The 24,073-nt window shown below is 37.0% G+C and carries 19 protein-coding genes; 2 read left to right on the forward strand and 17 right to left on the reverse strand.

Translation table 11 applies throughout. The features are described from left to right. Positions 1 to 7: 7 nt before the first annotated feature. The 4 genes from polA to ABH960_RS05975 all read right to left on the reverse strand — a co-directional run bounded on the left by polA (position 8) and on the right by ABH960_RS05975 (position 5,802). Positions 8 to 2,641 carry a DNA polymerase I gene (polA, locus tag ABH960_RS05960; protein WP_404443569.1) on the reverse strand — a complete coding sequence of 878 codons (2,634 nt, stop codon included), beginning with the start codon at positions 2,639 to 2,641 and terminating at the stop codon, positions 8 to 10. Positions 2,642 to 2,925: 284 nt separating this feature from the next. After that, positions 2,926 to 4,689, reverse strand: coding sequence for a sensory box histidine kinase PhoR (phoR, locus tag ABH960_RS05965; RefSeq protein ID WP_002167588.1), 1,764 nt, complete (start codon positions 4,687 to 4,689; stop codon positions 2,926 to 2,928). Continuing rightward, positions 4,682 to 5,401 (reverse strand): two-component system response regulator PhoP, encoded by a 720-nt coding sequence (gene phoP / locus ABH960_RS05970; protein ID WP_002129355.1) that lies wholly within the window; start codon positions 5,399 to 5,401, stop codon positions 4,682 to 4,684. The genes phoR and phoP overlap by 8 nt, the downstream gene beginning before the upstream one ends. Positions 5,402 to 5,565: 164 nt before the next feature. After that, complete coding sequence (locus ABH960_RS05975; RefSeq protein WP_002129357.1) at positions 5,566 to 5,802, reverse strand: hypothetical protein; 237 nt, start codon at positions 5,800 to 5,802, stop codon at positions 5,566 to 5,568. 91 nt (positions 5,803 to 5,893) lie between these two features. Between ABH960_RS05975 and ABH960_RS05980 the strand changes: the two genes are divergently transcribed. Continuing rightward, entirely contained in the window at positions 5,894 to 6,025 is a 132-nt protein-coding gene (locus ABH960_RS05980; protein ID WP_002015487.1) for a hypothetical protein, read from the forward strand. Positions 6,026 to 6,079: 54 nt separating this feature from the next. Here the strand turns inward: ABH960_RS05980 and ABH960_RS05985 are convergent, their stop codons facing one another. From ABH960_RS05985 to ABH960_RS06005, 5 genes are all read right to left on the reverse strand, one after another. Beyond that, positions 6,080 to 6,553, reverse strand: coding sequence for a MaoC/PaaZ C-terminal domain-containing protein (locus tag ABH960_RS05985; protein WP_002015489.1), 474 nt, complete (start codon positions 6,551 to 6,553; stop codon positions 6,080 to 6,082). Between the two features lie 216 nt (positions 6,554 to 6,769). Then, a complete protein-coding gene (mdh, locus tag ABH960_RS05990; RefSeq protein WP_002131240.1) occupies positions 6,770 to 7,708 on the reverse strand; it encodes a malate dehydrogenase in 939 nt (312 codons plus the stop codon). A gap of 20 nt (positions 7,709 to 7,728) precedes the next feature. Further along, positions 7,729 to 9,021, reverse strand: a complete 1,293-nt coding sequence (icd, locus tag ABH960_RS05995; protein ID WP_002088934.1) for an NADP-dependent isocitrate dehydrogenase — start codon at positions 9,019 to 9,021, stop codon at positions 7,729 to 7,731. A 160-nt stretch (positions 9,022 to 9,181) separates the two neighbouring features. Continuing rightward, a complete protein-coding gene (gene citZ / locus ABH960_RS06000; RefSeq protein WP_002015492.1) occupies positions 9,182 to 10,330 on the reverse strand; it encodes a citrate synthase in 1,149 nt (382 codons plus the stop codon). A 386-nt stretch (positions 10,331 to 10,716) separates the two neighbouring features. Further along, positions 10,717 to 11,178: a DUF441 domain-containing protein gene (locus ABH960_RS06005; protein WP_000625507.1), complete on the reverse strand. Its 462-nt coding sequence runs from the start codon at positions 11,176 to 11,178 to the stop codon at positions 10,717 to 10,719. A gap of 420 nt (positions 11,179 to 11,598) precedes the next feature. Here ABH960_RS06005 and ytvI point away from each other — a divergent pair, with 420 nt between their 5' ends. Further along, on the forward strand, positions 11,599 to 12,717 hold the full coding sequence (gene ytvI / locus ABH960_RS06010; protein ID WP_002088938.1) for a sporulation integral membrane protein YtvI: 1,119 nt from the start codon (positions 11,599 to 11,601) through the stop codon (positions 12,715 to 12,717). 474 nt (positions 12,718 to 13,191) lie between these two features. On the opposite strand, the gene ABH960_RS06015 is transcribed toward ytvI, so the two are convergent. The 8 genes from ABH960_RS06015 to dnaE all read right to left on the reverse strand — a co-directional run bounded on the left by ABH960_RS06015 (position 13,192) and on the right by dnaE (position 24,063). Further along, positions 13,192 to 13,581, reverse strand: coding sequence for an FxsA family protein (locus ABH960_RS06015; protein WP_002088939.1), 390 nt, complete (start codon positions 13,579 to 13,581; stop codon positions 13,192 to 13,194). A gap of 232 nt (positions 13,582 to 13,813) precedes the next feature. After that, positions 13,814 to 15,571, reverse strand: coding sequence for a pyruvate kinase (pyk, locus tag ABH960_RS06020; protein ID WP_002088940.1), 1,758 nt, complete (start codon positions 15,569 to 15,571; stop codon positions 13,814 to 13,816). A 53-nt stretch (positions 15,572 to 15,624) separates the two neighbouring features. Next, positions 15,625 to 16,584 (reverse strand): 6-phosphofructokinase, encoded by a 960-nt coding sequence (pfkA, locus tag ABH960_RS06025; protein ID WP_002034288.1) that lies wholly within the window; start codon positions 16,582 to 16,584, stop codon positions 15,625 to 15,627. A 128-nt stretch (positions 16,585 to 16,712) separates the two neighbouring features. Continuing rightward, positions 16,713 to 17,687, reverse strand: a complete 975-nt coding sequence (gene accA, locus ABH960_RS06030) for an acetyl-CoA carboxylase carboxyl transferase subunit alpha (protein ID WP_000818787.1) — start codon at positions 17,685 to 17,687, stop codon at positions 16,713 to 16,715. After that, on the reverse strand, positions 17,675 to 18,544 hold the full coding sequence (gene accD, locus ABH960_RS06035) for an acetyl-CoA carboxylase, carboxyltransferase subunit beta (RefSeq protein WP_002015500.1): 870 nt from the start codon (positions 18,542 to 18,544) through the stop codon (positions 17,675 to 17,677). The genes accA and accD overlap by 13 nt, the downstream gene beginning before the upstream one ends. A gap of 185 nt (positions 18,545 to 18,729) precedes the next feature. Beyond that, entirely contained in the window at positions 18,730 to 19,374 is a 645-nt protein-coding gene (locus ABH960_RS06040) for a FadR/GntR family transcriptional regulator (RefSeq protein WP_002129364.1), read from the reverse strand. A 14-nt stretch (positions 19,375 to 19,388) separates the two neighbouring features. Further along, positions 19,389 to 20,597, reverse strand: a complete 1,209-nt coding sequence (gene ystJ / locus ABH960_RS06045; protein WP_161793975.1) for an NADP-dependent malic enzyme — start codon at positions 20,595 to 20,597, stop codon at positions 19,389 to 19,391. 133 nt (positions 20,598 to 20,730) lie between these two features. Then, positions 20,731 to 24,063, reverse strand: coding sequence for a DNA polymerase III subunit alpha (gene dnaE / locus ABH960_RS06050; RefSeq protein ID WP_033707218.1), 3,333 nt, complete (start codon positions 24,061 to 24,063; stop codon positions 20,731 to 20,733). Positions 24,064 to 24,073 lie beyond the last annotated feature (10 nt).

Below are 24,073 nucleotides of genomic sequence, written 5' to 3' on the forward strand. Positions count from 1 at the left end.
CACGTCCTTATTTCGCATCGTACCAAGTTGGACCGTAAGAATAATCAACTTTCAATGGAACGGCTAGTTCAATTGCATGCTCCATTACTTCAGGTACAAGCTTCTCTAATTTTTCAATTTCTTCTTTTGGTGCTTCAAATATCAATTCATCGTGTACTTGCAGAAGAAGACGCGCTTGTAATCCTTCTTCTTCTAGACGATCTGCCATAATAATCATCGCTTTTTTAATAATATCAGCCGCACTACCTTGAATTGGTGTATTCATAGCTGTACGCTCAGCAAAGCTACGTAAATTGAAATTACGACTCGTAATTTCCGGAATATAACGGCGACGATTTAATAATGTAACCACATATCCTTTTTGTTTCGCATCTTTTACGATTTCATCCATGTATTCTTGTACACCAGGGAAACTTTCTAAATACTTTTCAATAAATTCCGCTGCTGCTTTTCTTGTAATTCCTAAGTTTTGCGAAAGACCATAATCACTAATACCATACACAATTCCGAAGTTAACAGCTTTTGCTTGTCGTCTCATGTTAGATGTTACTTCGTCTTTCCCAACACCAAATACATCCATAGCTGTTTTCGTATGAATATCCATGTCATGTTGGAACGCTTCAACTAACCCTGGATCATTTGCAATGTGAGCAAGCACACGAAGTTCGATTTGTGAATAATCAGCCGCGTACATGATCCATCCTTCTTCTGATGGAATGAATGCCTGACGAATCTTTCTTCCTTCTTCTAAGCGAATCGGGATATTTTGTAAGTTCGGATCTGTTGAACTTAATCGACCTGTTTGCGTTAACACTTGATTAAAACGAGTATGGATTTTAGATGAATCTTCATGTACGACTTTCAATAAACCTTCAATGTAAGTTGAATTTAGCTTTCCTAATTGACGGTAATGTAAAATATTTGGAATAATTTCATGACGATCCATAAGTTTATCTAATACATCCGCCGACGTAGAATAACCTGTTTTCGTCTTTTTAATAACTGGTAAGTTTAAATTCTCAAACAGAATAACCCCAAGTTGCTTCGGTGAATTAATATTAAATTCTGTTCCCGCAAGCTTATAAATTTCCTGTTCCATTTCCTTTAATCTACCTGCAAGTTCTTCTCCCATATTACGAAGACGCTCCGTATCAACTTTTACACCTTTCACTTCCATATCAGCTAATACACGTGCAAGTGGTAATTCTAATTCCGTAAATAATTCATATTGCTCGTTCTTTTTTAATTCTTCTAAGAACGTTTGCTTTACATCATATAATACATGCACTTTACGAGCTACATGCTCCGCTACTACCTCTAGCTCCGGAACAGCACGCTTCGCACCTTTCCCGTAAACTTCTTCGTCAGATTTTACGGCATGCGTTTCTTTCATTTTCGCTACAGTACGGAAATCTTTATCTGTATCGGCTGGATCAAGTAAATAAGCGGCAATTAATAAATCAAAGTCAATCCCTTGAATATCTACACCTTTCCACTTGAGAGCAACGATAGCACGCTTCGCATCAAATGTATGTTTTCTCATTTCTCCATTTGCAAGCCACTCTTTAAAAGCATCCGATTTAAGAGCAACATCGGCTGGAATGAAGTAACAACCATTTTCATTTTGAATACCAAAACCTTGAATATCGGCTTTATGATAATTATCTTCTTGCACTTCAACAATAAGCGCACTATCTTGCTGAAGCATTTCTTCTGTAACTTCTTCTACAATATCAAATGTAATATCATCTAATTCGGCTGGAGCCGTTTCCTCCGGCGTAACACCTAACTTATTTAAAAGGGATGTAAATCCTAAATTCTCGAACATTGGAATCAAATCGCTTGGTTCATACCCTTTATATTCCATATCATCTACATGCACAGTAATCGGTGCGTCTGTAATAATAGTCGCAAGTTCTTTACTCATAAGAGCTTGTTCTTTATTCGCTTCTAACTTTTCTTTTAATTTCTTTCCACTCACTTGATCTAAGTTTTCATATACTGCTTCTACTGTTTCAAATTGCGTTAATAATTTAATGGCTGTCTTCTCACCAACACCTGGTACACCTGGAATGTTATCCGATTGGTCTCCCATTAAACCTTTCATATCGATAATTTGCTTTGGTGATAAGCTATATTTCTCAAATAAAGCTTCTTTCGTATATTCATCTACTTCCGTAATCCCTTTGCGAGGAATACATACGAGTGTATTATCTGAAACAAGTTGCAGTAAATCTTTATCTCCTGAAATAACTTTAACATGAAACCCTTGCTCACTCGCTTCTTTCGCTAACGTTCCCATAATGTCATCCGCTTCATAATTTTCCAGCTCATAACGCGGTACATTGAATGCATCAAGCACCTCACGAATAAACGGGAATTGCTCTGATAACTCAGGTGGAGTCTTTTGACGCCCTCCCTTGTAATCACTATACGTTTTATGACGGAATGTTGTTTTCCCCGCATCAAACGCCACAAGCATATGCGTCGGTTTTTCTTCCTCTAGTATCCTCATTAACATCATTGTAAAACCATAAATTGCGTTCGTATGTATACCTTTGTCGTTATTTAAAAGCGGTAGTGCAAAGAAAGCACGATACGCGATATTATTACCATCTACTAATACGACTTTTTTTTCCAAACTACAAACCTCCCCATACATATTTGAAACGATTTTTCCCACAGAAAAAAACCGTTCCTGTCCTCTCTCTATATTAACATGACTAATAGAGAGAAGAAAAATAACGGTTTTTTTCTATCATATATAAACAGACTTACATTGGCATAAAGGGAAGTGACGAGAATAGCATAACTACTCTCGTCCAAAATTACTCCTTGGATGAAGGGGTTTTCATATATTATATTAACAGAGCTTTATTAATATTTAATTAAGCCATTGTTAATGTATTGTAAATATCCTTCATCCTATTTTTCAGTAGCTGATTTTGGTAAAACAACTGTAAATGTTGTTCCTTCCCCAACCTCACTATCCACTGTAATCGTACCTTGATGCGCTTCAACTAAATGTTTTACAATTGATAAACCAAGACCCGTTCCACCCGTATTTCTACTTCTTGCTTTATCCACTCGGTAAAAGCGTTCAAAAATACGTGGGATTTCCTCTTTACTAATACCAATTCCAGTATCAGATACTTTTATATAAGCATTATATTTATCTTCTGCCAATTCAACAGAAACAACGCCTCCAGCCGGTGTGTATACAATCGCGTTATTAATTAAATTAATAAAGATTTGTTTCAAGCGACCTGGATCCCCAATGACAGAGACACGTTTTAATGCATTCACTTGTAAAGAGATTTCTTTTTCTCCTGCTTTATTATCAAGCACCATATGAATATCTTCAAGAAGTTCCTTCATATCAACGGTCCCCATATTTAGTTTAAACCCTTGTTGCTCGATCTTTGACAAGTCTAATAAATCTTCAATTAATCCTTGCATGCGTTCACTTTCTTTTAAAATAATATGTAAGAAATGTTCGCAGAATTTTTTATTATCCATAGCCCCATCCAAGAGCGTTTCTGAAAAACCTTTAATAGAAGTAATTGGCGTCTTTAGTTCATGAGAAACATTCGCTAAAAAGTCTTTTCTCATTTGTTCTAATTTCTTTAACTCTGTTATGTCATGGAACACAAGAACAATACCTTTCCATTCATGGTTCGTCCCAATAATTGGCGCTCCATATACTTCGAAATGCTTTCGCTCAATTCCAAGCGGCAATAACATTTGTTTACGCACTTTCACTTCTGTCATAAAGATTTCTTCCACAAGCTCAATAATTTCTGTATGATGAAACGATTCATAATATAAGCGATCTAAATATTCTTCATCTGTTACGTGGAAAGTTTCCTTATAAGAACGGTTTACAAGGTTTATATAACCGCGGCTATCAATTAAAATCATTCCACTTCCCATATTTTCAATTAACGTATGCAGACGATCCTGTTGCATTTCCTGCTCAAGAGTCATCTCTTGTAAATTACGAGCTAAAATATTAATCGCTTTACTCAGCATCCCTGTTTCATCCGAATGACTTTCATAAGCGCGTGCTTTATAATTTCCCTTCGCTAATTCAATGGCAACTTTCGTAACCGATTCAATCGGCCTAATATATTGCCCCGTAATTTTCATACCTAAAAATACGACTACGAGACAAGCGATAACAAATCCTATAATTAATAATCCCCACGTTTTTTGATGTACGTCTTTCAATGGCTCAATTGTACTTTTCACCAAAATATATCCTTGTTTTCCTGCTAGATCTTGAACGAACACCGCATGATAAAATTCATTCTTTTGATCTGTTTCTTGCGTAATCACTTTACTTCGTTGTTTTGCTGCTTCAGAAGAAAGTTCTTTAATCATCTCTTGATTAAATGCAGATGGTTGCCCTCCGCTATATTGAACTTTCTTTTTTTCATCAACAAATATAATAGAAGCTGGTATTTTTTCTTCTAACTTTTCAAATACATAAGGCTTTTTTAAAACAGCATCAAACCCTTGCTCTTCTGCTAATACCGCAACATACTGTGTCTCTTTTATCATTCTCTCTTTAGCATGATCTATATAGTAGTTTTCAAATACAGTTTCTAATAATACACCTAGTCCAACTAAAATAAAAACAATAAGAGAAACAAATGTAAAAAGAAGCCTGGAACGAAACTTATTCATCCACTTTTGGCTCCTCTAATTTATAACCTAAACCACGTATCGTTTTAATGTACGTCGGTTTTTTCGTATTTTGTTCAATTTTATCGCGCAAATGGCTAATATGGACATCAACAATTCTTGTATCACCGGCAAAATCATAATTCCATACAGCACTTAATAATTGGTCACGAGTTAATACACGACTTTTATTTTTCGCAAGATAAACAAGTAACTCAAATTCTTTCGGTGTTAATTCCAGTTTCCTTCCTTGGAAGTACGCTTCATAAAACTCCGGTAAAATTTTAAGCTCTCCAATTTTGATGCTCTCTTCATCTGGCGATTCTGAAACTTGTTCTTCCTGCTGTAATTTCGTACGGCGCAAAATCGCCTTCACACGAGCAACAACTTCCCTTGGACTAAATGGCTTCGTCATATAATCATCAGCCCCAAGCTCAAGACCTAGCACCTTATCAAATTCATCATCTTTTGCTGTTAACATTAAAATCGGCGTCATAATACGCTGCAATCGTAATTCTTTACAAACTTCCATACCATCCATTTTTGGAAGCATTAAATCTAATATAATTAAATCTGGGCGTTCTGTAGTCGCTTTTTGAAGCGCCATTTCTCCATCCATTGCTGTAATAACTTCAAACCCAGCTTGTTGTAAATTAAATTCAATTAAAGTTAAGATAAATTCCTCATCATCAACTACTAAAATACGATTGTTCATTCTTTTCCTCCAAGTTATAGACTTGAAACCTTCTTCATCCTAGTATTTTCCCCGTTATTCTCATCATACTAGAAAACAAGGTCTCCCTCAATATAATTGTCTATTCATGGAGCTCGTTTGTACTAGAGTTTCGGAAAATAAAAGCAATCGTAACCTCATTCCCTCTATCCGGTCGCTATCCAAACTTTATAGATGAATCTATCTTTTTTAAACTCTTCTTCCGTATGAACTATAAACTCTCGATTTTGCGCTAGGAAAAACGAAAGAGCATACGCTATTTTATAATCTGGTGTTTCATATCCATCAAATACTTTCCCGTACATTTCATTTGCGATTGAATCGGCCCATACTTCAGCTTCTCTTATCGTTTCAAAGATAACGTCTTCTCTTTTCCACTTCATCTAAAAAAACCTCCCCCTTAATTGACTTCAATTACCAATAATCATATTATTAATTTAAATATATAAATAAATTCGATAAAAGGGGGCTATTATGCGAATATTACTACCTATTTTAACTTTAGTAGTAACATGTTTCCTTACTTTTAACGTACCTAGCTGGGATACGATTAAAACAGGTTGTTCAGAATTTGCTGAAGGGTTCAAAGAAGGATTTTTCAACTAAAATAGCGCTAGCCCCTTATAAAAGGTATGCTAGCGCTATTCATATTTTCATATTTTAAAAATTATCTAATGCTTTTTCCATAATGGAAACAGATTTAAAAGGTGGTGTTACTGTTAATGAACCTTTTACAACAGTTTCTCCTTTTTCATCATGAGCAAATACAAGCATATCAATTGTATGTTCCTCCTCTGAAACAGCCACAACTTCAAAGTGGATTTGTAACGTTTCATAATGGTGAACATGTTTCACGAACGTAAGGTCCTTCCTAGTAATATGACTGCCTGGACCTGGTAAATATTTCGTAACCGCCGTTGTAATCAGTCCCGTTAGCATAATGCTTGGGACAATCGGCTTTTCATACGGAGTTTGGGATGCGTAATCATGCTGAATATATAATGGATTGGCATCATTCGTTAACCCTAAGTACAATAACAAATCTTTATCCTCAATTTTTTCAGTGATAGATAATTTCTCTCCTACTGTAATTTCATCCATTCTACGACCAATTTGAACTTTTTTCTTTAACATGTTACAACCCCCTCCGATTTTTTCACCTTATTATCCTACTAAAAGCGATACCTTATCCGAAATTTACTGTGATGAGGGCAATGTATAGTATAAGTCTATAGTTTCATTATAGGATACACCAAATGATAGCGTTTTCATATTATTTCAAAAAAACATTTCAATATATAGTAGAAAAAGATTCGGGGCCCCGAATCTTTTTCCACTTATATTTAATTATTAAACAAGAACTTTCATAACGTTACGTACAGATTCTACAGAGCGATCTAACGCTTCTTTCTCATCTGCAAGAAGTTCTAATTCAATAATTTTTTCAATTCCGTTACCACCTAGAATTACTGGTACCCCTAAGTAAAGGTCACTATAACCATATTCACCTTCAAGGTACGCAATAGCTGGTAATACACGGCGTTGATCTTTCAAGATCGCTTCTGTCATTTCAACTAAAGAAGCTGCTGGTGCGTAATATGCACTACCGTTTCCTAATAAGCCTACAATCTCACCGCCACCTTTACGTGTACGTTCTACGATTGCTTCTAAACGCTCTTTTGGAATTAATGTTTCTAACGGAATGCCACCTGCATAGGAATAGCGTACAAGAGGTACCATATCGTCACCATGTCCACCAAGAACAAATCCTGTAATGTCTTTCACAGAAAGGTTTAACTCTTGTGAAATAAATGTACGGAAACGAGCTGTATCTAATACACCCGATTGACCGATAACACGCTCTTTCGGGAATCCTGCTTCTTTAAATACAGAATATGTCATTGCATCAACTGGATTTGTTAATACAAGAATAATCGCATTTGGTGAATGTTTTGCAATGTCGCGCGTAATACTTTTCATAATTTTAGAGTTTGTTGCTACTAAGTCATCACGGCTCATACCAGGCTTACGCGCAATACCTGCTGTAATAACGACAACGTCAGAATCAGCAGTATCTGCGTAATCAGATGTACCAATAATGTTAGCATCAAAACCTTGTACTGGGCTCGCTTCTAACATATCTAACGCTTTCCCTTTTGTTGGATTTTCCAGCTGTGGAATGTCCACTAATACAACATCTGCAAGCTCTTTTTGTCCTAATAAGAATGCTGTTGTTGCTCCTGTAAATCCTGCACCGATGACTGAAACTTTCTTGCGTTTGATTGTCATAATTTACCCCCCCGCTTTAATTATGCGTTTTTGATTATCGCTACATCCATGTTTTTAATAAGTTCATTAGCGAACTCAGAACATTTCACTTCTGTTGCACCTTCCATTAAGCGTGCGAAATCATAAGTTACTACTTTTGATTCAATTGTTTTCTCAACTGAATCAGTTACTAAATTCGCAGCTTCGTTCCATCCTAAGTGCTCTAATAATAATACACCAGAAAGAAGAACCGAAGATGGGTTTACTTTATCTAAACCTGCATATTTTGGAGCTGTACCATGTGTAGCTTCAAAGATAGCATGTCCAGTCACATAGTTAATGTTTGCACCAGGTGCAATACCAATTCCACCTACTTGTGCAGCAAGTGCATCAGAGATGTAGTCTCCGTTTAAGTTCATTGTTGCAACAACATCAAACTCACGTGGACGAGTTAAAATTTGTTGTAAGAAGATATCTGCAATAGAATCTTTTACGATGATTTTCCCAGCCACTTCTGCGTCTGCCATCGCTTTATTCGCTGCATCTTTTCCATCTTTTTCAACAATGCGATCATATTCAGCCCAAGTAAATACTTTGTCGCCGAATTCTTGTTCCGCTACTTCGTAACCCCAGTTTTTGAAAGCACCTTCTGTAAATTTCATAATGTTTCCTTTATGAACTAATGTAACAGAAGAGCGTTTTTCGTTAATTGCATATTGAATTGCAGCGCGAACAAGACGCTTTGTCCCTTCCTCTGAAATTGGTTTAATACCAATCCCTGATGTTTCTGGGAAGCGGATTTTATTAACACCCATTGCTTCTTTTAAGAAAGCAAGAACTTTTTCTGCTTCTGGAGAACCTTGTGCATATTCAATTCCAGCGTAAATGTCTTCTGTATTTTCACGGAAAATAACCATATCAGTATCTTCCGGACGTTTTACAGGTGAAGGAACACCTTCAAAATAGCGAACTGGACGTAGACATACATATAAATCTAATTCTTGACGAAGCGCAACGTTTAGAGAACGAATACCACCACCAACTGGAGTTGTAAGTGGACCTTTAATTGCGATTAAATATTCACGAATTAAATTTAAAGTCTCTTCTGGTAACCACTCGCCTGTTTGGTTGAATGCTTTTTCCCCTGCAAGCACTTCTTTCCAAACGATTTTCTTCTCACCATCATAAGCTTTTTCAACTGCTGCTTCTATTACGCGAGATGCTGCAGCCCAAATATCAGGACCAATTCCATCTCCTTCGATAAATGGAATAATCGGATTGTTTGGTACATTCATAACACCATTAGTTACAGTAATTTTTTCACCTGTCGTCAATGTGATAACCCCCATGTTTGAAATTTCATATGTATGAAACTGAGGGAATAACCCCTCAGTTCAAACCGTTATTCAAATTTAAATATTCTAATCATTACATCTTCCCAAAAAAATCAGACTTTTGAAAGCGTATTTTCACTATCAAAATAGTGTTTTTCGCTTATCGTTGCGCTAGCGGAACGTACACTTGATGTGTCGGTCCATCATAATCAGCACGCGGACGGATTAAACGGTTGTTTTCATATTGTTCTAGAATATGAGCTAACCAGCCTGACATACGGCTAATTGCAAAGATAGGTGTAAATAAGTCATGGTCAATTCCTAAACAATGGTATACAGAAGCTGAATAGAAATCAACATTTGGTGGAAGACCTTTTTCTTTTGTTACAATGTCTTCAATTTTGATAGACATATTATACCATTTGTCTTCTCCTAAAAGCACGCATAATCTCTTAGACATTTCGCGTAAGTGTTTCGCGCGTGGATCACCATGCTCATATACGCGATGACCAAATCCCATAATTTTCACTTTATTTTGAAGAGCATTATGAATATATGATTCTACATTTTCTTCTTCGCCAATTTCAGTTAACATCTTCATTACATTTTCATTTGCCCCACCGTGAAGAGGACCTTTTAATGCACCGATTGCTGCTGTAATACCAGAATACACATCTGAAAGTGTAGCTACGCAAACACGTGCAGTAAATGTAGAAGCGTTTAACTCATGATCGGCATGAAGTACAAGTGCCTTATCAAAAGCCTCAATTTCAACTTCATTTGGCTCACGATCATTTAACATGTACAAGAAGTTTGCAGCTAATGATAGATCTTTTCTTGGCTCAACAACATCTAAACCTTTGCGAATTCTTGCATAAGCCGCAATTAAAGTTCCGACTTGAGCCTGTAATTTAACCGCTTTCAAATAATTAGACTTTCCATCCATTATTTCAGCGCTCTCATCATATAATGATAGCATGGAAATCGCAGTTCGTAAAACCGACATCGGGTGCGCGATTTTTAAATCTACTTGTTTCAAATATGTTAAAATCTCACCTGGTACTTTATAGTATTCAGATACTGTTCCACTAAATTCCGCTAGTTCTTTTTCGTTAGGAAGCTTGCGGTGCCATAATAAGTACACTACTTCTTCGAACGTAGCATTCTCAGCTAAATCATCAATATTATACCCAACATAAGTTAATGTATCATCAATAATAGAGCTCACAGATGATGTTGTTGCTACTACCCCTTCTAAACCTCGAATAACAGTCATGACATTCTCTCCTTTTCCTGAAAATTCTCCCAACCTTGCTCCTTATATCTATTTGCTCCCCTTATAAATTATGAACGCTCGTTCACTCTTTAGGCAAGCAAAATGCACGTTCATGCAAATTTATTGCGATGTTCCCCTCTTATTGTCCATTGCTTAAATGGAAAGCATGAGCGTGAATGTCTCCCCGAATCCTCACGCTCAGAACAACAAGTTAGTGAGGAAAATGAATTCCGAAGAGTTTATGATAAAAACAACATAAAACAATATCATTATAAAATTGTTTTATGTTGTTTTTATTTTATCTGGTGTAAAGTCTCTGCTGTTATGTAACTTTTCAAAGTTTCTAATCCTATTATAAACAATTATCTGACTTTTGTGAACAGAAAGAATTCAAAAATTTTATATTACTATAAAATTCCTTATTTAAACATCTGTATAATACTCATAACTGCATAGGCAATTCCAGCCCCAATTAATGGACCTACAGCGACTCCATTAAATAAAGCTACAGCTATAATTGTCCCAAAAACAAGTGCGGTTGTAATATGTGGGTCCGTCGTCAATAATTGTACGCCGCCTTTCGCTAACAAAGCGACCGCCACACCTGAGGCTAAAGCAATCCATGCATAATACGATTTCGCTGCTTCTCCGAGTTGTTTAAAGCCTATTTCTCCTGTCGCAATCGGTACGAGCACTGCTATTGTAATGACTGTTACACCAAGGTTAATCCCTTTCGTTTGTAGATAAGGAAAGACTTTATCTCCTAAAAACGTAAATTTCAATAAGAATAACACTCCAATAGCTACAGTAAGCGATTGGTTTTTAGCAATAAGTCCTATAATAAGTAGTATGAATAAAAATAACGTTGACTGACTAATCATGTTTGCACTTCCTTTCTGAAAATAATGAACTCGCTTCCAAACAAAAATACCTTTAAACTTATCGTTATACATGCTATATCGATGTATATGCAACAATAACCACTTCATTTTTTTCATATTTTAAAATGACAAACTGAAACTCTAACCATCAAAAATTTAAGCATGTATACATTTTTAGAAACGGCCGTCTCTCCTTTCTTTTCTATTAAGAAACAGGTAAAATAAAAAGAAGAGAAAATGAAGTTTTTACCATATAGTAGAAGCATCAACACCAAGCTTTTCCGGTCACTCATATATTGAAAAAGCAGGAAAAATCCATCATTCCACTATAACATAAAGTGAAACTTTGATCAGTGAATCTCACTAGTTATAAGTTGAACGAATTAGGATAATCCAAATTGGAATGGGAGGTATACATCTTTGAACCGAAACTTACTATATATGATATTACGACTCATATTTGTCATTGTAGCAACGGTAGTTGGGTTCTATGCATTGCTGTACATGTCAGGCCTTATCTACCCTTTTATTATCGCTTTTGCATTCGCTTATTTGATTAATCCTGTCGTCAATTTCCTTAATCAAAAGCTACAATTCCCTCGCGCCTTAGCGGTACTCGTTAGCTTAATTCTCGTATTCGGAGCTATCGTTGGACTTGTTACATACCTTGTAACTGAAGCAATATCTGCCACAACGTACTTACTACAAATTGTTACAGTAAAGTTTCCAGATATCGTTGCATTCGCCCAACAATTTGCACTTAACCATATTATGCCTCTCTATGATGATTTAATCTCTAAATTTAATCATCTCGGAGAACCACAGCGATACACTATTACACAAAACATTCAAAACTTAGGCACCGAAGCAACGACACAAATGAAAGAACTTTTAACCGCCATTATAAGTGGGTTAACAAATTTCATTAGTGCATTACCAACAACTTTAACTGTCCTTGTCTTCGTCTTATTAGCCACCTTCTTCATTAGTTACGATTGGCACCGTCTTGCTCATAAAGTAAGAAAACTTCTACCTAATCGTGTGCATGGATACGGAAAAACTATTTTTGTCGATTTAAGAAAAGCTTTGTTTGGTTTTGTTAAAGCGCAACTTACACTCGTATCTATGACAACTATCATTGTACTAATCGGCCTTTTAATATTACGCGTGCCATACGCAATTACTATCGCGATTATTACAGGGGTTGTAGATTTACTCCCGTATTTAGGAACTGGAGCCGTCTTCGTTCCTTGGGTTATATACGTATTTTTCACAGGCGATACTGCATTCGCCATCGGTCTTCTCATCCTATACATCGTCGTGATTGTCCAAAGACAAATCATGGAGCCAAAAGTACTTTCATCTAATATTGGACTAGATCCATTAGCGACACTCATCGCTCTATTTGTCGGCTTTAAGCTCTTTGGTTTTTTAGGATTAATCATCGGTCCAGTCATATTAGTACTACTTAATACATTACACAAAGCTCATGTATTCCACGACTTATGGAAATTCATTAAGGGTTCACCATCAAAATAATATTTCCTAATTCATACACAATAAAAAATCAACTGTAATCAGTGGGAAATTCCCACTGATTATTCACTGTACTTTTTTGCACTACCTACATCTATAAGAGAATTTCCTAAAAAAGGATAATCCTCTTATTTTTTTGCATGAAAACGCATATTTTAGGGGAAAAATACATTTTTATTCTATACATTTCATAATTATTACTTACATTTATTACTTTTTATGTAAATGAATAAATATACAAAATGAGGCAGATGAACCCTTTGATCAGTAATTTTTCTTCTCCTGTCTAACTTCTGCTCACTAGTCGAATCTTACTACAAGCAAAAAACATCATCCTAATGTAACACTTTTCATTCACAAGAACCCTCTGCATCCTATCGTTTAATAACTAACAAAAATCCAACCCGAGCAGGAAGCTAACAATTGACTATAAATAGCAAATAAAAAAATAACGCGTAGATCGCTATAATCTACGCGTTATTTCTGAACAATAATAGTAGTTCTCTTTCTAAATTTCCAATCAATCCACTTCATAACAGCCGGCTTCAATAAAGCCCTCGTTATAGGAACAACAAAGATAAAACCTATTATATCCGTCACATATCCAGGCAGTACTAAAAGAATACCTCCTACGAATATAAAAATACCATCTAGAACCGCATCACCCGGCATTTCTCCTCTATTTAACCTAAATTGAATCTCTCTAAGTACTTTAAACCCTTGTCGTTTCGCCAAATATACACCCACAATACCCGTAAATACAATCATAGCGAACGTAGACCATAAACCTATTACATGACTCGATCCTATTAACACCGTAATCTCAATCGCCGGCACTAAAATAAGTAAGAACAGTAACCACTTCATAGCTCGCACTCCTTCATATTTCATTTAAAAGGTTTGAAATTATCACCCTTGCAAACCCCCTTATAAGCCCCTTAAAACGCTCATACAAGCTTCACAAAGGACAAATAACCCTCTTCCCGCTAAACATTATAATAAACGTTTTTCAAAGCGATTTCAGGTATTTAAAGCTATCTCTATCCTTTTTTGTGTAAAAAAAAGAGAAGGACTCCGATCCTTCTCTCCGTATTACTTCTTATAGCACTTCCGCATGTCCATTATAAACAATTCCGCGTGCTGCATCAACTGTTACTTCTTGGCCATTTTTTAAAGTTGTTGTTACGCCGTTTACACCAACGATAACAGGAATACCGATTGATACACCTACAACAGCTGCATGGCTTGTTAGACCGCCTTCTTCTACAACTAGAGCAGCAGCTTTTTCAATTGCAGGAATCATATCTTTATCAGTGCTTGTCGTAACAAGGATATCACCTTTGTTTACGTTCGCTACAGCTTCAGCAGCTGTTTTCGCTACAACTACTTTACCTTTTGCAGATTTACGACCGATTCCTTGCCCTTTAGCAACTTTTTCACCAACAACGTGGATTTTCATTAAGTTTGTTGTACCAGTTTCAGCAACTGGTACACCAGCAGTGATTACTACAGTATCTCCAAGTCCGATTAGACCCGCATCCATACCTGTTTGAATTGCTGTATCTAACATTTCGTCAGTAGAAGCTGCACGTTTCTCAGACATAAATGCTTGAACACCCCAAACAAGTGCAAGACGACGTCCTACTTGCTCGTCAGATGTCACAGCTACGATTGGAGATTTCGGACGGTATTTAGAGATCATTTTCGCAGTATGTCCACTTTCTGTTGGAGCTACGATTGCAGCTACATCAAGAGCAAGTGCTGTATGCGCAACAGATTGGCTAATTGCATCTGTAATTGTTGGAGTGAACTCTTTAATGCGTTTTTTGAACATATCTTCGTATTGTAATGATTTTTCAACACGTACTGCAATGTTCGCCATCATTGTTACTGATTCTACTGGGTATTGACCCGCTGCAGTTTCACCAGAAAGCATGATTGCATCTGTGCCATCGAAGATTGCGTTTGCTACGTCACTTGCTTCCGCACGAGTTGGACGTGGGTTACGTTGCATAGAATCTAACATTTGTGTTGCAGTAATAACTGGTTTGCCTAATACGTTACATTTTTTGATTAGACGTTTTTGTACTAATGGTACTTCTTCTGGTGGAATTTCTACACCCATATCACCACGAGCAACCATTAAACCGTCAGAAACTTCTAAGATTGAATCGATGTTGTCGATACCTTCTTGGTTTTCGATTTTTGGTATAATTTGGATGTATTGAGCGTTATGCCCTTCTAATAATTCACGAATTTCTAATACGTCAGATGCTTTACGTACGAAAGATGCTGCGATGAAATCAACTTTTTGCTCGATTCCGAAAACGATATCTTGCACGTCTTTTTCAGTGATACCAGGAAGCTTAATGCTTACGTTTGGTACGTTAACACCTTTTTTATTTTTTACAGTTCCGCTGTTTAATACTTTTGTACGGATGTTTCCGTCAGCTTTCTCGATTACTTCTAGTTCGATAAGACCGTCATCGATTAGAATACGAGAACCTGGATCAACATCATCATAAAGACCAGCATAAGATACAGAGAACTTCTCTGCAGTTCCTAATACTTGTTCAGTAGAAAGAATTACTTCTGCACCTGTTACAAGCTCAGCTTGTCCGTCTACGAAGTCATGTGTACGGATTTCTGGACCTTTTGTATCAAGTAAGATACCAACTGTTTTACCAGTTTTCTTTGAAGCTTCACGAATATTTTTAATACGAGCTCCATGCTCTTCATGGCTACCATGAGAGAAGTTTAAACGAGCAACGTTCATACCCGCTTCCATTAATTGCTCTAATTTCTCAATACTTTCACTAGCAGGACCTATAGTACATACAATTTTAGTTTTACGCATATTGCACCTCCGAAAATTATGAAACCGTTCCCAAATACAAGGCATTAAGCCAATTAGATAGATAATTCTTTAGATAATTGATACATATCTTTATCGATTGTATGCTTTTGAGCTAACGCTTCGATAATGTCATGATCAACAAGTTTATTATTTTGAATACCAACACAACGTCCGCCATTACCAGCAATTAATAATTCAACTGCTCTTGCGCCAAGACGACTAGCTAATACACGGTCTTGTGCACTTGGTGATCCACCACGTTGTACGTGACCTAATACAGTTACACGAGTATCAAAGCTTGTTGCTTCTTCAATGTGCTTACCGATGTCAATTGCACTTCCAACACCTTCAGCTACAACGATAATACTGTGCTTTTTACCACGTTCACTACCGCGTTTCAGACGAGCGATAACATCTTCCATGTCATACTTTTCTTCTGGAATTAAGATAGTTTCTGCACCATCAGCTAAACCAGCCCATAATGCGATATCTCCAGCGTGACGTCCCATTACTTCGATAACATATGTACGTTCATGAGATGTAGCTGTATCACGGATTTTATCAATTGCATCAATAACAGTATTTAAAGCTGTATCAAAACCAATTGTGAAGTCTGTTCCAGGGATATCATTGTCGATTGTACCTGGTACACCTACACATGGGAATCCTTGCTCAGTTAATTTTTTTGCGCCTTGGTACGAACCATCTCCACCAATAACGACAAGTCCTTCAATACCATGTTTCTTTAATTGCTCGATTCCTTTTAGTCGTACTTCTGGGTCTTTAAACTCAGGACATCTTGCTGTATATAATTTTGTACCACCACGGTGGATAATATCGCCAACAGAACCAAGTTCTAATTTTTCAATATGACCAGAAATTAAACCAGCGTATCCATGGTAAATACCATATACTTCAATATCATGGAAAATCGCTTTACGAACAACTGCACGAATGGCAGCATTCATACCAGGTGAATCTCCACCACTTGTTAATACACCAATACGTTTCATTTGTACTCACCTCATAAAGATTATTTGCCTTATAATAAAATAACACGAAAAAATACAAAAACACAATGGAGAAGATGTGTCTTTTCATAATAAAAACGTGCATTCGCGAAGAGGAACGCACGCTTTTCTTATTTTATCCCAATGGAAGCGTTTGAAAACGAAACTTGCCCAATTTTCATATATTTTTCATAACGTTTTTCGATTAATTCATCTTTCGAAATTCCGCTTAATTGTTCAAAAGTTTTCTTAAGCATTAAATCTATATTTTCTGATTGTTTCAAAACATTACGATGTGCTCCGCCTTTTGCCTCTGGAATAATTTCGTCAATTACACCTAATTCTTTCAAATCTAATGCTGTAATTTTCATCGCTTCTGCAGCTTCTTTTGCTTTACCAGCATCTTTCCAAAGAATCGCCGCCGCACCCTCTGGTGTAATAACAGAATAAGTGGAATTTTCCAGCATATGAATGTAATCTCCTACTCCAAGACCTAACGCACCACCGCTACCACCTTCACCGATAACGATACAAATAACAGGTACAGTTAAACCCGCCATTTCAAATAAATTACGGGCAATTGCCTCACTTTGTCCACGTTCTTCAGCTGCTTTACCAGGATAAGCTCCCTTCGTATCGATGAAACAAATAATGGGACGATTAAACTTTTCCGCTTGTTTCATTAGACGCAGTGCTTTTCGATATCCTTCTGGATGAGGCATCCCAAAATTACGACGAATATTTTCTTTCGTATCTTTTCCGCGTTGGTGCCCAATTACAGTTACGGGCATCCCCTTATATTTCGCAATGCCGCCGACAATCGCTGCATCGTCGCCAAATAGGCGATCTCCATGACATTCAAAAAAATTAGTAAATAAGTGCTCAATATAATCGAGCGTTGTCGGTCGTTCTGCATGACGAGCAATTTGAACACGGTCCCATACTTTCATATTGCCGTATATATCTTCCTCTAGTTTTTCTAGCTTGTCTTCCAAAATACGAATCTCCTCACTGAAGTCCATCTGGCTGTTTTTCGTATAGTCTTTCAGTTCACGAATCTTATTTCTTAGCTCAACAACTGGTTTCTCAAATTCTAGCTCTGCCATACAGCCATTTCCCCCCCTTGATGAACTTCTAAAATCTTACGGAGTGATTCTCTCATATCATCACGATGCACCACCGCATCTAATTGACCGTGCTCTAGTAAAAATTCTGCCGTTTGGAAATCTTCCGGTAGTTTCTCACGCACTGTTTGTTCAATTACGCGTCTACCAGCAAATCCGATAAGTGCACCTGGCTCTGCAAGATTGTAATCACCAAGTGAAGCGAAACTCGCTGAAACCCCGCCCGTCGTTGGGTGAGTCATAACAGAAATAAATAACCCCCCTGCATTACTATGCTTTTTCAAAGCTACGCTTGTTTTTGCCATTTGCATTAAACTTAATATCCCTTCTTGCATACGAGCACCACCCGAAGCAGTAAAGATAATAAATGGAACTTGTAAGTCGTATGCCTTTTCAACCGCACGGGCAATTTTCTCTCCTACAACAGAGCCCATGCTGCCCATTCGAAAACGAGAATCCATTACTGCAACAACAACAAGCATGTCATCAATTGTTCCTTCACCAGTTACAACCGCTTCATTCAATTTAGTCTTCTTACGATCGTTTTCTAGTTTCTCTTCATATCCCGGAAACTCAAGTGGATTTAGTGAAACCATCTCTTTGTCATACTCACGAAATGAACCTTCGTCCAATATACTATCAAGGCGTTCCCATGCATTCATCGGATGATGATATCCACAATTCACGCATACTTTTAAATTTTTAAGAAGCTCTTTCGTATACATGATTTTTTTACATTTCGGACATTTTGTCATAACGCCATCTGGTACATCTTTTCGTACTTGTTCTGAAGGTATTGCAGCGTACTTTTTCTTTTTCACGAATAAATCTCTTAGCACAATTTGACCCCCTTCATTGAGAGCTAAGGTTAGCGTAAGAAGAAAATGGGGCTAACACCAATGTTTGATGTTAGCCTTATCTTCTCAATCTGTCTAATAACCTCTCTCTTTACGTTTAACTTTAACCGCTATGCGGTAGAATGTTTGTCATAACGTGTCATGGTCATTTCGACAAATTTTATACATTACGAGTGAAACTGTATATTCTCTACTAATTCATCGTAAATTTTTAATGCATCATTTTCTTGTTTCACTTCCAAAGTAGCATAAAGCTTTCTATACATTTCGATAGAATCTCCTGAAACTTCACAAGAAAGAGTTGCAACGTAATCATTTACGATCATCCAAATGCGATAGAGTAAATAATTATTGAATTGTTCAATAAGTGTTTTAAAGAACGTTTGATGAAGCACCGGAATTGAGCTTTCATTTTCTTCAAGCACTTGGTGTAATTTACTTAGTACTTCAGAAAACGTTTCTTTCGGTAAATTACATACAAGTCGAATCATATCTTTCTCAAGCAATCGTTTTGTTTGTAATAAATCACGAATTGTTTTCTCATCTTGCAGCAAGAACGGAGCAATTAATTGTACAAGACCGTTATCGTAAAAGTTTCGAATAAACGTTCCCTCACCACGTCTCGTTTCAATTAATCCTACCAGTTCTAACGCACGTAATGCTTCTCTTACAGAGGAACGTCCAACATTTAAGCGTGAACTTAACTCACGCTCAGATGGCAAACGATCCCCTGCTACTAAACAATCCTCTTCCATAATGGAACGGATTTTTTTTACAATTTCGAGATATACTTTTGTATTTGATGATGTCAATGGAAATTCCTCGCTTATTCTTTACCAATCAGCGCTAATTGTTTTGTTTTCTCAGCGACTTCATTTGGATCTACTTGACGGCGAGCTACTCCTGTCTCCATTGCTGCTTTCGCAACGTAAGCCGCTACTTGAGGCGCTACACGCGCGTCAAATGGTGCTGGAATGATATGATCTGCATTCAACTCATCCTCTGATACAAGCTCTGCAATGGCCTGTACAGCTGCCATCTTCATTTCTTCATTAATTTGTGTCGCATGTACATCAAGTGCACCGCGGAAAATCCCTGGGAACGCTAGTACATTATTTACTTGGTTCGGGAAGTCAGAACGACCTGTTCCAACAACAGCTGCGCCCGCTGCTTTTGCCAATTCTGGCATAATTTCTGGAACCGGATTCGCCATTGCAAAAATAATTGCATCGTCATTCATTGTACGAACCATCTCTTCAGTTAATGCACCTGCTGCAGATACACCAATGAATACGTCCGCACCTTGTAAAACGTCAGCTAAAGAACCTTCTATACGACTCTTATTTGTATATTTTGCAACTTCATCTTTCACCGGATTCATACCGACAGGACGACCTTCATAGATTGCACCTTTACGGTCACACATAATAACGTCACGTACACCATAGCGATATAAAAGTTTAATGATTGCAATACCTGCTGCACCTGCACCATTTGCGACAACTTTAATGTCAGACATTTTCTTTCCAACTAACTTCAGCGCGTTCACAAGGCCTGCTACTGTTACGATAGCTGTTCCGTGTTGATCATCATGGAATATTGGAATGTTTGTCTCTTTTTTCAAACGTTCTTCAATAACGAAGCAGTTTGGCGCTGCGATATCTTCTAAGTTTACACCGCCAAAAGTTGGCTCCATTAATTTTACAGTTTCAACAATTTTATCTACATCGTTTGTATTTAAGGCAATCGGGAATGCATCTACACCAGCAAAGCTCTTGAATAATACAGCTTTACCTTCCATTACTGGAAGAGATGCTTCAGGTCCAATGTTACCAAGACCAAGTACAGCCGTTCCATCTGTCACAACTGCTACCATATTTCCCTTCATTGTATATTCATATACCTTACTTTTATCGTCATAAATTTCTTTACAAGGCTCTGCAACCCCTGGAGAATATGCAAGACTTAAATCTTTTGCATTTTCTACTTTTACTTTTGATACAGTTTCTAATTTTCCTTGATGCACTTTATGCATGTGAAGTGCTTCTTCACGAAGTGTTGACAAACTATCCACTCTCCTCAAATTATGCTTGCTGATATCATTTTCTCCAAGTGGTCTGACCACGAACACTACTACTATAATAATCGAAGTGTAGGGAAATTGTCCATTATATTTTCACAACGACATTTTCGTCACCGACAATTTCACGAAGTGCTCCTAGACATTCTTCACTTGGATGAATCGATAAACTTCGAGATAATTGTACCATTTTATGTTCCTTTTCATAATAAATTAGTACTTTCGTAAAACCTGAATAATCAAACAATATTTTTGTAACTTGATTTACAAGCTTTTTTTCATATTGAGACGGCAATTTCACGTAAACAGATGCTTCTTTCATTCCTTCATAAACATCCATTTCTTCTAGCGGATATAGTCCATTCACGATCCATTGCAACTTATGATTTCTTTGCTCGATCGTACCATCAACTAAAACGATTGCACCTTCTTGTAACCTGTCCGAAAAATGTATATACGTTTCTGGAAAAATAACGGCTTCCATTTCATCATTTTGATCACAGAATGTAATAAACGCCATCTTTTGCAACTTTTTCGTACGAATAACTTTCACACTTGTTATATATACGATCGCTCTTTGTACTTTTTTCTTATGTCGCATCGCCTGAGCAAGAGATGGAATTTCTAATTCTTTTCCTAGTTCCGCATACTGCGCTGTCGGATAACTAGATAAATAAAAACCGAGTGCTTCCTTCTCTTTATTTAACTGTTCAATAAAGGATAGCTCTTCTCCTTGTACGTATTTTGATTTCGGAACAGCATCCCCTAAATCAAAATCACGTGCAAGATTTGCATACTCCAACGCTCCTTTAAGACTTCTCCATAACGTCGTCCTCGAAACACCAAAACCGTCAAAACAACCAGACCAGACAAACGCTTCTAAATTTCGCTCTGTTACAAATTTTGATGGCATACGAAGACAAAACTCAAATAAATCTTCGAACATTTTTTCCTCTCGTTCTTCGAGTAATGCCGTCACGGTAGCCATTCCGATATTCCGAATCGAAAGTAAACTATATCGAATCGCATTTCCTTCTATTTGGAAGTTGTAACCACTTCTCTGAAGAGACGGCGGTAAAACGTGAAAACCTTTCCGCTTCGTTTCTCGTACATACTGCACAATCTTATCTTCATTTCCAATTGCACTTGATAATAACGCAGTCATAAATTCCAGCGTATAATTTGCTTTTAAATATGCAAGCTGATATCCGATCATACTGTAAGCTACAGCGTGACTTCGGTTAAAACCGTAATTCGCAAATCTTACAATTAAATCATAAATTTGTTCTGAAGATGTCTCATCGTATCCGTTTTCCAAACAACCTTGAACAAAATGCTTACGTTCTTGATCTAAAATATCACGATTTTTTTTACTCACTGCACGGCGCAGCAAATCTGCTTCTCCAAGCGAAAATCCAGCTAACTTCGATGCGATTTGCATAATTTGTTCTTGGTATACAATTACGCCGTATGTTCTTTCTAAAATCGGCTTTAAATCCGGATGTAAATATTCAATTCGTCTTTTCCCATGCTTCGATTCAATAAAGGTTGGAATTTGTTCCATCGGTCCTGGTCTGTATAACGAGTTAACAGCGACTATGTCTTCAAATTCATTCGGTTTTAACCCACGAAGTACATTTCGCATACCACCTGATTCAAGCTGGAATACACCTGTTGTATCCCCTCTTCCTAACAATTGAAACGTCTTTTCATCTTGCAGAGGTAAATTTCTTATATCAATTTGTTTCCCAGTTTTTTCAACAATAAATTTTATAATATTTTCAAGTAACGTTAAATTACGTAAGCCTAAAAAGTCCATCTTGAGCAATCCAAGTTCTTCTAATGCATCAGCTGGATATTGCGTAACATAAACATCGTTATGCCCTTCTTGAATCGCTACACTTCCCGTTAACGGTTCTTGGCTCATAATAACGCCAGCTGCATGAATAGACGTATGACGCGGTAATCCCTCTACACGTTTTGCAATTTCAAACACACGCTCATGTAACAGATTCCCTTGTATAAACTCACGGAGCGATTGCGATTCCTCATATGCATCTCTTAACGTTATACCAAGCTTTGATGGGATAAGTTTTGAAAATATGTCAATATCTCTTGGCAGGAGCCCCATTACACGAGCAATGTCTCTAATTGCGGCTTTCGCTGCAAGAGTTCCGAACGTTACAATTTGAGCAACACGAAGCTGACCATATTTATCTTTCACATATCGAATCATCTCATCACGTCTTATATCTGGAAAATCAATATCAATATCTGGAAGTGTCACACGTTCAGGGTTTAAAAACCTTTCAAATAATAATTCATATTCAATCGGATCAATATCTGTAATTTCCAATACGTAAGAAACGAGTGAACCAGCTGCCGATCCACGGCCTGGCCCAGTTAAAATATGATTTTCATGTGCATATTTCATAAAGTCCCATACGATGAGGAAATAATCGCTAAATCCCATACGAGAAATAACATTTAATTCATGATCCAAACGTCCTATATGCGCTTCTTTCGGCGTACCATAGCGTTTCTGCAAGCCTTCTTCACAAACACGGCGCAAATACGTATCATTCGTCTCGTTAGATGGAACAGGAAATTTCGGTAATTGATTTACATGGAAAGGAATTTCTACTTGGCAACGTTCCGCGATTGTTATTGTATTTTGAACCGCTTCCTCAGCATGAGAAAATAGTGCTCCCATTTCATCCGATGACTTTAAATAATACTGATCCGTTTTCATTCTCGGTCTATCTGGATCAGTCATTTTCGTTCCGCCTTCAACAGATAATAAACATTCATGAACAAGTGCGTCACTTTGATTAATATAGCGAACATCATTTGTTGCAACGACTGGAACGTTTACCTTATTAATAAATTCAGGCAGTTTTTCTTGTAAAAGCAGTTCATCTTGAATTGCATGATGCTGCAAACTTATATAAAAATTGCTGAACATATTTTGATACGTATGAGCTACTTCTTCAGCCTGACTCTCTTTGTCTTCTAATAATAGCTGTTCAATCTCTCCGTCTTTCCCTGGTGAAATTGCAATTAACCCTTTCGCATAATGAGCAAGCCACTTCTTCGGGATACCTTCTTTTGACTTCGTCATAATGCTGCTAGAGATCTTTAATAAATTTTGATAGCCTATTTCATTCTCAGCAAGTAAGACAAGTGGATAAGACCTTTCTTCTTCTTCACTAAAAATAGAAGCTGTTAAGCCGATAATAGGCTGTATACCATTTTTCTTGCATGCTTTATAAAACGGAATAACTCCATACATAACATTTTCATCTGTAATGGCCAGCGATGAAAATCCAAGCTCTTTCGCCCGAATGACAAGCTCATCAATTTTACAAGCACTTTTTAATAAACTAAAAACGGTTTGACATTGTAAATGCACAAACTTCACTGTTGTACCC

The sequence above is a fragment of the Bacillus sp. RC252 genome (assembly GCF_044909215.1).
GTDB classification, from domain to species: Bacteria; Bacillota; Bacilli; order Bacillales; family Bacillaceae_G; genus Bacillus_A; species Bacillus_A mycoides.

What these genes read in the sequence shown, in the direction of transcription:
- pyk (WP_002088940.1), bottom strand. Translation starts at nt 15,571, where the DNA reads ATGCGTAAAACTAAAATTGTATGTACTATAGGTCCTGCTAGTGAAAGT.
- ABH960_RS05985 (WP_002015489.1), bottom strand. Translation starts at nt 6,553, where the DNA reads ATGTTAAAGAAAAAAGTTCAAATTGGTCGTAGAATGGATGAAATTACA.
- phoP (WP_002129355.1), bottom strand. Translation starts at nt 5,401, where the DNA reads ATGAACAATCGTATTTTAGTAGTTGATGATGAGGAATTTATCTTAACT.
- mdh (WP_002131240.1), bottom strand. Translation starts at nt 7,708, where the DNA reads ATGACAATCAAACGCAAGAAAGTTTCAGTCATCGGTGCAGGATTTACA.
- ystJ (WP_161793975.1), bottom strand. Translation starts at nt 20,597, where the DNA reads ATGCATAAAGTGCATCAAGGAAAATTAGAAACTGTATCAAAAGTAAAA.
- pfkA (WP_002034288.1), bottom strand. Translation starts at nt 16,584, where the DNA reads ATGAAACGTATTGGTGTATTAACAAGTGGTGGAGATTCACCTGGTATG.
- ABH960_RS05975 (WP_002129357.1), bottom strand. Translation starts at nt 5,802, where the DNA reads ATGAAGTGGAAAAGAGAAGACGTTATCTTTGAAACGATAAGAGAAGCT.
- ABH960_RS05980 (WP_002015487.1), top strand. Translation starts at nt 5,894, where the DNA reads ATGCGAATATTACTACCTATTTTAACTTTAGTAGTAACATGTTTCCTT.
- phoR (WP_002167588.1), bottom strand. Translation starts at nt 4,689, where the DNA reads ATGAATAAGTTTCGTTCCAGGCTTCTTTTTACATTTGTTTCTCTTATT.
- accA (WP_000818787.1), bottom strand. Translation starts at nt 17,687, where the DNA reads ATGGCAGAGCTAGAATTTGAGAAACCAGTTGTTGAGCTAAGAAATAAG.
- ABH960_RS06005 (WP_000625507.1), bottom strand. Translation starts at nt 11,178, where the DNA reads ATGATTAGTCAGTCAACGTTATTTTTATTCATACTACTTATTATAGGA.
- ABH960_RS06015 (WP_002088939.1), bottom strand. Translation starts at nt 13,581, where the DNA reads ATGAAGTGGTTACTGTTCTTACTTATTTTAGTGCCGGCGATTGAGATT.